Source organism: Lachnoclostridium sp. MSJ-17 (genome assembly GCF_018918205.1).
Taxonomy (GTDB): Bacteria; Bacillota; Clostridia; order Oscillospirales; family Acutalibacteraceae; genus Ruminococcoides.
In genome coordinates this window covers 23,396-33,763 of the sequence record NZ_JAHLQB010000122.1, presented here as the reverse complement: position 1 = coordinate 33,763, position 10,368 = coordinate 23,396, and the positions used below count along the sequence as shown (strand labels likewise).

Below are 10,368 nucleotides of genomic sequence, written 5' to 3'. Positions count from 1 at the left end.
GGCGGCTGTCATTTTTTCAATCCTCATAGCTTCTGAGAATCTCCTCCACCGCGAGCTTTATCATATCTCGGCACATACGGTAAATTTCGACGCTGCCGCCGTATGGGTCGGCGATGTCGAGCACCTCAACATTGTCGCCGGAAAGACCGACGCTCTGGGTGAGTATCTGAAAATGCTCGTCTGACATGCAGTATATCTTGTCAAAATCCGAAATGTCGTAATCATATATGAAGTGTGATCTGAAGCCGCTGAGATCGACTCCGATCTCGCTGCAGACCTCGACCGCGTGCTTAGACGCGGGCATTCCGCTGACTGCCGCCATGCCGAAGCTGCAGGCGCGCACGTTGATTCCGCGTTCCTCGGCTTCCTTATTGAAAATCGCCTCCGCCATAGGGCTGCGGCAGGTGTTTCCTGTGCAGACAAAGGCGATATACTTAACCTTTTGCATCATACCACGTCCTTCCGACCGCCGCGTCAGCCGTTAAAGGTACGCTGAGCCTGACGGCGTTCTCCATTTCTTCCTGTAAAAGCTGTCTGACCTGCTCGCTCTCGTCTGCGGGAGCCTCGACGATCAGCTCGTCGTGAACCTGTAAAATCAGCCGCGCCTGCAGGTTTTCGCGCTTCAATCTCTCGTCAACGCGAACCATAGCGATTTTGATGATATCGGCGGCTGTGCCCTGAATCGGCATATTCCTCGCCACACGCTCACCGAATGCCTTGAGCATGTGCTTTCCCGAGCTCAATTCGGGCAGATAACGGCGTCTGCCGAACATCGTCTCAACATAGCCGTCGCGCTTTGCCTGCTCGGTCACTCGCTCCATATAGCGGTCAACTCCGCTGTAGTGGGCAAGGTAGCTGTCGATATAGCGCTTCGCTTCCTTTGTGGAAACGCCGATGTCCTTTCCGAGCGAGAACGCGCCTATGCCGTAGACGATTCCGAAGTTTACCGCCTTCGCGTTTCTTCTCATCGCGGGAGTCACCATTTCAAGCGGCATATTGAACACCTGAGAGGCGGTAATCGCGTGTATATCCTCGCCGCTGTTGAAGGCTGCGATCATATTTTCGTCGTTTGCAATATGGGCGAGCACGCGAAGCTCGATCTGGGAGTAGTCCGCATCGACAAGCACCCAGCCTTCCTTCGCGCAGAAAAACTTGCGCATCTCTCTGCCCAGCTCGGTGCGGACGGGAATGTTCTGCAAATTCGGCTCTGTGGAGCTGATTCTGCCCGTGCGCGTTTCGGTCTGGTTGAAGCTCGAATGGATCCTTCCGTCGCAGGCGATCACCTTGAGCAAGCCCTCGCAGTAGGTTGAATTGAGCTTTGCGAGAGCGCGGTAATTGAGCACCATGTCAACGATCGGGTGATCGTAGCGCAAGCCCTCGAGAACCTCGGCGTTCGTGCTGTAGCCGCTCTTTGTTTTCTTCTTCGCGGGAAGACCCAAGTCCTCAAAAAGCACCTTTCCGAGCTGTTTGGGCGAATTGATATTGAATTCCTGACCCGCGTTGAGGTAGATGTCCTGTTCAAGCCCGCTGATCTGCTGCGAGAGCATGGCGCCGTAGTCGGCGATACCCTGTCTGTCGACGGCAAAACCGACGTTTTCCATCTTCGCGAGAACCCTCGCAAGCGGTATTTCTATCTCGCGGAGCAGTTTTTCCTGAGAATTAGCCTTGATCTCGTTTTCGAGCTTGTCGCAGAGCTTGTCATAAACCGCCAAAGGACAGTATTTTTTATCATCTTCCCTTTCGGCGGCGGGCATTGCGACCTCGTAGACCGTGCAGAGGGTCTCGTCGGAGTAGTCCTTCTCTGACGGCTGCAAAAGATACGCCGCAAGCTCAACGTCAAAGGCGAGGCTTGATATCTCAAAGCCGTGTCTGTCGGCGTAGGCAAAGAGAGTCTTGCAGCCCGTTGTATACAGACGGATTTGGGGATTTTGAAGTATCTCGACAAAAAGTTCAGCGTCAGTGCTGACATAAACCTTGCCATTATATAATATAGAAAAGGATTTTAATTCCTTATCAGAAATATCAGCTTTCAGATAGACCTCTCCGCTCAGCTCGTCCGCGGGAATGTCGTCGATGCTTACGGTCAATGAGGGCAGCTCCGCCTTTGCTTCGGCGGGAGCAGGCACGTCTGAGAGATTATATTTTTCTATTAAAGAAAATAATTCGAGCTTCTGCATCAGCGCGAGCGCCTTTGACGGCTCCTCGCAGACGACCTTGTAGTGGCTGACGTCGGTATCGATCGGGGCGTTGCGGACGATCTCGCCCAGCATACGGCTGAGGATCGCGTTGTCTTTTGACGCGATCAGCTTTTTGCGCACGCCGTCCTTGATGTCGAGCTCGTCGATGTTATCGTAAATATACTTTACGGTCTTGTAGCGTTTGATCAGATCGCCTGCGCCCTTTGGACCTATTCCCGCGACTCCGGGGATATTGTCGGAGGTATCGCCCTGGATCGCCTTGATTTCAATCAGTCCGGCGGGCGTAACACCGTACTCCTCCATGATTTTGTCGGGAGTGTAGCGCAAATCACCCTTGTTCGTGCAGAGGTGAACGACGGTCTCGTCCGAAACGAGCTGCAGGCTGTCGCGGTCTCCCGTGGCGATAACGCACTCGTCGCTGTTGTGCTCGCAGACGCCGGCGAAGGTTCCGAGGATATCGTCCGCTTCAAAGCCCTCGCAGGTGACGAGCTTGTAGCCCAAAAGCGTGAGCAGCTCCTTGAGCAGCGGCATCTGTGAGGCAAGCTCCGTCGGCATGCCCTTGCGGTTCGCCTTGTAGCCGTCGTATGCCTTGTGGCGGAAGGTAGGAGCCTTCAGGTCAAAGGCGATCGCGACAGCGTCGGGGTTCTCGTCGCGCTCGATTTTGCTCAGCATATTCAGAAAGCCGTAAATCGCGTGAGTGAACTGTCCGTCCTTGTTCGTAAGCGGACGGATTCCGTAAAAAGCGCGGTTGACAATGCTGTTTCCGTCAACAACAAGAATCCTCATAGCTTGTACATCACCTCGGTCATTTTTCCGTTTTTATAGTAAATACGCGGTACGCGCTTGCCGACAAGACAAACGACCTCGTAGTTTATTGTATCCGTATTTGCGGCGAGAGTATCCGCGGTTGGCTCGCCTTTTTCGCCCGTTCCGAAAACAATCACCTCGTCGCCCTGCTCGATGTGGTCGATGTCGGTGACGTCGAGCATGGTCTGATCCATGCATATCCTGCCGACTATCTTAGCCTTCTGTCCGTTTACGAGCATATAGCCGTCCTTCGCGTTCGCCCTGACGTAGCCGTCGGCGTAACCGATAGGAACGGTCGCGATCCTCATGTCCTTTTCAGCGGTGAAGGTTCTGCCGTAGGAGATCGTCGCGCCCTTTTTGAGCTCCTTGACATAGGCGACTGAGGTCTTGAGCGTCATTGCGGGAACAAGGTCGAGCCTGCCGCTGAGCTTCGGCGACGGTGCAAGTCCGTAGAGGATAATGCCCGCGCGCACCATATCGCAGTAGGTATCGGAATAGTCCTCGATCGCGCCGCTGTTTGAGCAGTGGCAATATTCAAAAGTCCTGCCCTTTTCTGCGAGGGCGTCGCGGACGTGAATGAAATTTGAGTACTGCTTCCCGGTGAAATCTCTGCCGTCCTCGCTCTCGTCGGAAACGCAGAAGTGGGTGAACATGCCCTCGGGAATCAGGTGAGGAAGATTGCAGGCTTCGTATATTTCTTCAAGAGAATTATTATCGCGTGGGAATTCCTGACACATAAAACCTATGCGGCTCATACCGGTATCAGCCTTGATGTGGATTTTGCAGGTGCAGCCGGATTTTTCGCATTCGGCTGACAGGCTCCTCGCGTAATCGAGTGAGAAAACCGCCTGGCTGATGTTGTATTCACAGAGCTTTGATACGTCTCTTACGGGAGTGTAGCCGAGAATCAGAATCGGGAGCGTGGTGCCGGCGTTGCGGATCTCAATTCCCTCGTCGATATTCGACACCGCGAAAAAATCCGCGCCGAGATTCTCGTAAAGCTGCGCAAGCTCGGCGGCGCCGTGTCCGTAGCCATCAGCCTTGATCACACAGCAAAGCTTTGCTCCCTTTGTTTTATTTCGAATCTCGTTGAAATTATGCGCAATGGCGTCGAGCGAAATCTCAGCCCATGTTCTCTTGACAAAATCCACAATAATACCTCTTCTCTGAAACAACATGTTTCATTACATATTTATACATATTATATTACTTTTTTCCGTTCAAATCAACTACCAATGCAGTATTGGTTATAAAATATTATAAAATAACAAATTCTTGTAAAATAATTATTGATTTTTTCACTTTAATATGTTAAACTTATGAAGTATGTTGTAAGTAAATAAAGGAGGAACATCCGAAAATGACAACAAGCAATATTATTGTTTTGGTTGCCTTCGCGTTTTACATGCTGGTTATGATCGCAATCGGCGTTGTTTACTCGAGGAAAACCAAAAACAACGAGGACTATTTCCTCGGCGGCAGAAACCTCGGCGGCTGGACTGCGGCTCTTTCCGCACAGGCTTCCGATATGAGCGGCTGGCTGCTGATGGGTCTTCCCGGCTCGGTATACCTTGCGGGTACCGGCGAGGTGTGGATCGCAATCGGTCTGCTGCTCGGCACAATTCTCAACTGGTACATCGTTTCCTCAAGACTGAGGAAATACACCATCGTAGCGGGCAACTCGCTGACTATCCCCAGCTTCTTCCAGAACCGCTACCGTGACAAGAAGGGCGTTATCAAAATCGTTTCAGCAATCATCATCGCCATCTTCTTCGCGGTCTACACGGCTTCGGCGTTCAGCTCCGGCGCAAAGCTCTTTGCAACACTCTTCGGCAACAGTCAGAACGGCGAAATGGATCACACCGCTTACCTTATCGGTCTGATCATCGCTTCCGTCGTAATCCTTATCTACACCTTCATGGGCGGCTTCAAGGCGGTTTGCACCACCGACCTTATTCAGGGTCTGCTGATGCTTGTCGCGATCCTCGCAGTTCCGATCGTCGCCTACGCTATCCTCACATGGGATCAGGGCTTCTCTCAGGCGCTTATTTCCAAGGGTGTTGAGAATCCCGAGAACTACCTCGACTTCTTCAAGAACACAGACGGCTCCGCCGTATCTCCCGTATCGATCATCTCAAGCCTCGCGTGGGGTCTCGGCTACTTCGGCATGCCCCACATCATCATTCGCTTCATGGCTATCAAGAACGAGACGGAGGTCAAGAAGTCCAGAAAGATCGCTATTATCTGGGTTATCCTCTCACTCGCGGCTGCCTGCCTTATCGGTATGATCGCAAGAGGCTACCTCAGCACTCAGCTTGAGGCAGGCTCCAGCGAAACCGCGTTTATCCGCCTGATTCAGGATATCTTCTCGAACAACGGCGTGCTCATCTTCATCGGCGGCATCTTCCTCTGCGGTATTCTCGCGGCGATCATGTCCACCGCCGACAGTCAGCTCCTCGTTACCGCTTCCGCTGTTTCCGAGGATATGTACAAGGGCGTTATCAAGAAGAACGCTTCCGAGAAGAACGCGCTCTTTGTCGGCAAGATCGCCGTCGTAGTTGTCGCGGTTATCGCCTTCTTCATCGCGCTTGACCCCTCCTCGAGCATCATGGGTCTTGTTTCAGACGCTTGGGCAGGCTTCGGCTCCGCATTCGGTCCCGTAGTTCTCCTCGCTCTGTTCTGGAAGCGCTCAACACTCGCCGGCGCAGTCAGCGGCATGGCTGTTGGCGCTCTCACCGTTATCGTCTGGGACTACATTCCGCTCGCAGGCGGTCAGACTCCCGCTGCGGCAACGGGTCTTTACTCCCTCGCTATCGGCTTCTTCCTCGCGCTCATCGTAAACGTTGTGGTTTCTCTGATTTCAAAGAAGCCCTCCGACGATATCGTCAAGGAGTTTGAGTCGATCAAGACTATCGAAATCTGATCAAAAAAAATATTACGCCCGACGCAGAAGCGCCGGGCGTTTTGTTTTGTCTTATTGCTTATTACTGACCGCCGAACGGATTCTTGATTTTGTCCATAAGTCCGCCGCCGATGATATCCTTCGCCTTTGCGAGAATATCCTGAGCCTGCTCCTCGCTGATGTTGAGCTTTGCAGCAATCTGACTTACGATCTTCGCAGCGTTGCCGAGAAGGTTGTTGCTCTCGATCACGTCGTTGACCTTTGTACCGTCCTCAGTGCTGAGTCCTGTCTTTTTGCAGAGCTCAGCGATAAAATCTGTCTTGTTCATAAAAAACACCTCTTAAATATTTTAGTATGCGATAACGCACATTATTTACTTCAAATATGTACTCTCTGAGCCGATTTCGCCGTCGATGCCGGTGAAGCCCTCGCCGCAGCAGACGTAAACGCGCATATTCGCCTTTCCGATCGCGCCTACCTTGAGGGTGCCGTCGGTGACGTTCTGAACGTCGCCTGTGACTGCATCGATGTACTTGCCGTTCGGCAGACCCTTGAAGGTCGCGGCGCCGGAAATGCTTACGCAGGCGAGGCTGTCTGTGTTCTCGTCGGTATAGCGGCGGATAAACGCGATATCTCCGCTGACATTCGCCGATGAAGCGGTGTACTGACCCTTTTGCAGAGCGGGTATCGCGCGGCGGATAGCGTTGAGCTTTGAAAGATGCTGTGCAAGCGGCTTTTCGAGGGTTTTCTTGACATTGCCGGTTGCGCTATAGTCGCTGAAATCGTTAGCTTCGACCGTACCCTCGAGATAATCTCCGAAGTAGGCGCGTCCCGTTGTCGAAAGCGGAGCGTTGGGACCGACGTCGATAAGCTCGCCCTTCTGGAACTCTACCTCCGAGCCGTAGTACAGGCAGGGAATTCCGCGGAAGGTAAATATCAAATCGAGGTTCTCCGCCCATGTCTGGGTTCCGCCCTCGAATCTGGTCTTTTCGTTCGGCGATTCGGGTGAATAGTCGTGTGAATCAACATACATGACACTGTAGGTCGAGTCGTTGTAATACTTGTCGCCGCTCTTTCCGATGTCAAACGCGCCCTTGGCGCTGCTGAACAGGCGGTGCATCTGGAAGTCGATCGCCTCCATGCCAGAGGACATGCTTCTGTCGGGCGTGTGGTAGGTAATGCCCTTGAGGAAGGCGTTGTCCGAGGTCGGCTCGTCGGAAGGATCGTCCTCAGCTAAATAGTGGTCGAAGGTGAGGTTCATGTTGTCGTTGATATCCTTGGCGGTAGTACCCCACGACCAGTTTTTCTCCCACTCGGGATTGCTTTCCTTCCATGTGTAGTACGGAGAGCTCTCCTCAGCGTGACCTCTGTACCACGTCTGTGTATATCGGGTACAGATTTCGCCGAACATCAAAAAGTTCGGGTTGCCTGCTACCTTAGCGGCGTCGAGGATCTGTTGGTTGAACATGATATTCAGCGCAACCCGCGGAATGTGCCTTACGGTATCGACGCGGAAGCCGTCGACGCCCATCTCGATATACTTGCTGTAGGAATCGGTCACATACTCCGCAACTGCGGGATTCTCGGTGTTGAGGTCAACACAGTCGCCCTCGATCTGACAGAATTTGCAGCTCCAGTCGTCCCAGTTAAGACTCTGGAAGTAGCCTGTATGGTAATAGTTATTGGGATTGTATATCTTGCTGTCGGACACCTTTACGCTGTCGTAGTCGCTCTTGTCGGGCTGCAGCCCCTTGGAGTTTCCGACCTCCGCCGGATAATCGACGTTCTTCATCAGGTTCAGGCGCTGCCTGTACTGAAGCTCACCCTTCTGAGCCCAGTATTCCTCGGGTGAGCTGAGTCCGTAGGAATCGAGAAGATACTTTGTCGGAACCATCGATTCCTCGAGATTTGAAAGGTCGGCGCTGTAGTCCTTCTCAAATAGCGGACAGAAAAACGCTTCGCCGAAGTTGCCCGTGTGCTGCCATACTACGTCCTGGATTATCTTCATGCCCTTGTCGTGAACGGCTTTTATCAGATCCTCAAAATCAAAGTCGTCGCTCTCGTAGCGCTTGTCGACGGTGGAAAAATCCATCGCGTGGTAGCCGTGGTAGTCGTAGCCCGAGGCGTTGGTGACTACGGGAGTCACCCAGATCGCCGAAAAACCGAGCGCCTTGATATAGTCGAGCTTCTCGGCAAGACCCTTGAAATCTCCGCGCCACGCCGGGTCTGAGTCGGGATTGCCCGCCTTGCTGTCGTCCCAGCAGTGAACGTTGTTGCCGCTGTCGCCGTCGTAGAAGCGGGTCGTCATTACAAAGTAAATGCTCTCCTCACGCATATCGACGCTTTCCTTGGGGTCGACCTCGTCGGGATTGTACTTTTTCCATTTGCCGTTTGAGAACCAGTATTTTGCCTGTTCTCCCTCGGATGCGGTCAGCTTGTACTCACGCGAATACTGCTTTCCGTCCGCTCCGGTTATCAGAGCGTTCACCTTGATGACGCCCTTGATCGAATAAGTGAACCACTTGCCCGATTCGGTCATCTTCTCTCCGGGGTAGGATTTCGACATCGCGCTGTTTGTCGGGAGTGAGTTCCAAAGATAAATATACGGCTGTTCAAGTCCGTCCTGCCTTGCGTACACGATAATTTCAGTTTCAGACAGAGAAACCCCGGATTTCTCCGAGGTTTCCAAAGCATTAGCTGTAATTATTCCTGTCGCAGTGACAATAAGCAGGACGAGCATCAGTGCGATTACACGTTTGATACCTGTCATAGCTTACTCTCCTTATTACTGGGCGATCAGAATCTGAATGTATGTAGCATCTACTACAGTAATTTTGCCGTCGCGGTTCATGTCAGCAGTGTTCAGGTCGATAACCTTAGCGTCTGCGTACTCAGCGCAGTACTTCTGAACATAGGTAGCGTCCTTGATGTTGACATAGCCATCCATATTCGCGTCGCCGAACTGATAGCCGGACGGTGAGGTTGTAGTCGGAACAGTCGGTGTGGGCGGAACTGTGGTTACGGGAGCTGTGGTGGGAGCAACCGTGGTGGGCTTCTGAGTTGTGGGCTGGGTCACAGGCTCGGTCGGAGTGGGAATATCGCCGCCGGTAGCTGTGTAGGTGTAAACCCTGCTGATTGTCGAGTTATCGGAAGCCTGAACAAACACCTCAACAGAGTAGTTGCCGTCCATGGTGGGGGTGAACTGATATGTCTTGTTGAGCGTATAGTACGGAGTGTTGGTCACGCCGTTGGGGTCGGTAACGATGTACTTGTAGAAGAGCAGATTCGTGCCGGTCTGACCGCCGCCCGCGGTAACGGATACGGTAGCCGCTGTGCCCTTCTTGATGAGGTTGAGGTTTGCGGGAGTTACCTTCTTGATGATCGGGTTGGTAACGCCGGTGTCAGCCGCAACGGAAAGTGTGAGTGACTTGCTGTTCTCGTTGCCTGCGTCGTCCTTGACGTCGAGGGTAACGGTGTAGCTGCCCGCTGTTGTGGGAGTCCAGGTAACGCTCTTTGCGGAGCTGAAATTGGAAACGACAGATGTGCCGCCGGAAGCGTTTGTTACGCTGAACTTGTAGAATACGTTGGAGCTCTTCTTGCTTGTCGCCTCAGCCGCGAGAGTTACGTCGGTGCCGGTGTAGATCTCGGAAGAGGGTGTGGCGGTAAAGGAGGTCACGCGCACATCCTTATCGTCGTAAGGGCTCCACTGCTTTGTTGACCAGTCAAATATCTGACCATAGCTCGCGGTGAGGTCGTCAGTCTTGGTGCTGCCGTTGTTGAAGATGCAACTAGCGTACTGTTTCTTTGCGGTGTACATCCAGACGCCGTCGCCGAGGTCAGTCATATCCTCGCCCGACCATGCGGCGTTCTTGTCGGAATCGCTGTTCCACATGTAGCACTTAACGGTAGTCCATTTATCGGTGTTCCTGAAATATACCACAAGGTCATCCGAGGGTGTTGTGGGAACGGGAGTTGTGGGAGTTGTGGGGCCGGGAGTTGTGGGATCGCTGCCGTAGTCGCTCCACTGACCCGTGCTGAGGTCGTAGATCTTGTTGGCGCCGGGATAGCTCATATCATCGGTCTGATTGCCGTTGCCGCCTTCGCCCTTGTTGAAGATGATCTTCTCGAAATCGCCTGACAGCGTATAGGAATAAACGCTGTTTCCTTCGTCAGTCATCTTAACGCCCGGCCAGTCGGCGTTTTTGCTTTCGCCGTTGCCGTTCCACATGTAGCAGTGGAGATTTGACCAGCCGTTGTTCGCCTTGACATAGACCTTGTCGCCGCTCGCCGCAAAAGCGCTCACAGCGCCTACCATAACGGCAGTCACAACAAGAGCCAGACAGAGAACAAGGCAAAGGAATTTGTGTTGCTTTTTTACCATAGTGATGTTCCTCCATACTTCTAAATGTTTACTCTCATAAAATGTACTCACAACGGGTAGTGTATACTACCCTATAATTA

7 protein-coding genes are annotated in these 10,368 nt (G+C 52.7%); 1 reads left to right on the top strand and 6 read right to left on the bottom strand.

Annotated elements, in window-relative coordinates; genetic code table 11:
• Positions 1 to 16 precede the first annotated feature (16 nt).
• The 3 genes from KQI64_RS10095 to alr are packed head-to-tail and all read right to left on the bottom strand — an operon-like array spanning position 17 to position 4,156.
• Entirely contained in the window at positions 17 to 451 is a 435-nt protein-coding gene (locus tag KQI64_RS10095; RefSeq protein ID WP_253289270.1) for an arsenate reductase/protein-tyrosine-phosphatase family protein, read from the bottom strand.
• Complete coding sequence (polA, locus tag KQI64_RS10090; protein WP_216524629.1) at positions 435 to 2,984, bottom strand: DNA polymerase I; 2,550 nt, start codon at positions 2,982 to 2,984, stop codon at positions 435 to 437. The genes KQI64_RS10095 and polA overlap by 17 nt, the downstream gene beginning before the upstream one ends.
• Positions 2,981 to 4,156: an alanine racemase gene (alr, locus tag KQI64_RS10085; protein WP_216524628.1), complete on the bottom strand. Its 1,176-nt coding sequence runs from the start codon at positions 4,154 to 4,156 to the stop codon at positions 2,981 to 2,983. Before alr ends, polA begins: the two co-directional genes overlap by 4 nt.
• A 209-nt stretch (positions 4,157 to 4,365) precedes the next feature.
• Between alr and putP the strand changes: the two genes are divergently transcribed.
• Positions 4,366 to 5,928 carry a sodium/proline symporter PutP gene (gene putP / locus KQI64_RS10080; protein ID WP_216524627.1) on the top strand — a complete coding sequence of 521 codons (1,563 nt, stop codon included), beginning with the start codon at positions 4,366 to 4,368 and terminating at the stop codon, positions 5,926 to 5,928.
• A gap of 61 nt (positions 5,929 to 5,989) precedes the next feature.
• Here putP and KQI64_RS10075 read toward each other — a convergent pair whose 3' ends face one another.
• From KQI64_RS10075 to KQI64_RS10065, 3 genes are read right to left on the bottom strand one after another with little or no spacing between them, the layout of a single operon-like run.
• Positions 5,990 to 6,235, bottom strand: coding sequence for a hypothetical protein (locus tag KQI64_RS10075; protein ID WP_216524626.1), 246 nt, complete (start codon positions 6,233 to 6,235; stop codon positions 5,990 to 5,992).
• Between the two features lie 45 nt (positions 6,236 to 6,280).
• A complete protein-coding gene (locus tag KQI64_RS10070; protein WP_216524625.1) occupies positions 6,281 to 8,677 on the bottom strand; it encodes an alpha-amylase family glycosyl hydrolase in 2,397 nt (798 codons plus the stop codon).
• A 15-nt stretch (positions 8,678 to 8,692) separates the two neighbouring features.
• Positions 8,693 to 10,288, bottom strand: coding sequence for a starch-binding protein (locus tag KQI64_RS10065; RefSeq protein WP_216524624.1), 1,596 nt, complete (start codon positions 10,286 to 10,288; stop codon positions 8,693 to 8,695).
• Positions 10,289 to 10,368: the final 80 nt, after the last annotated feature.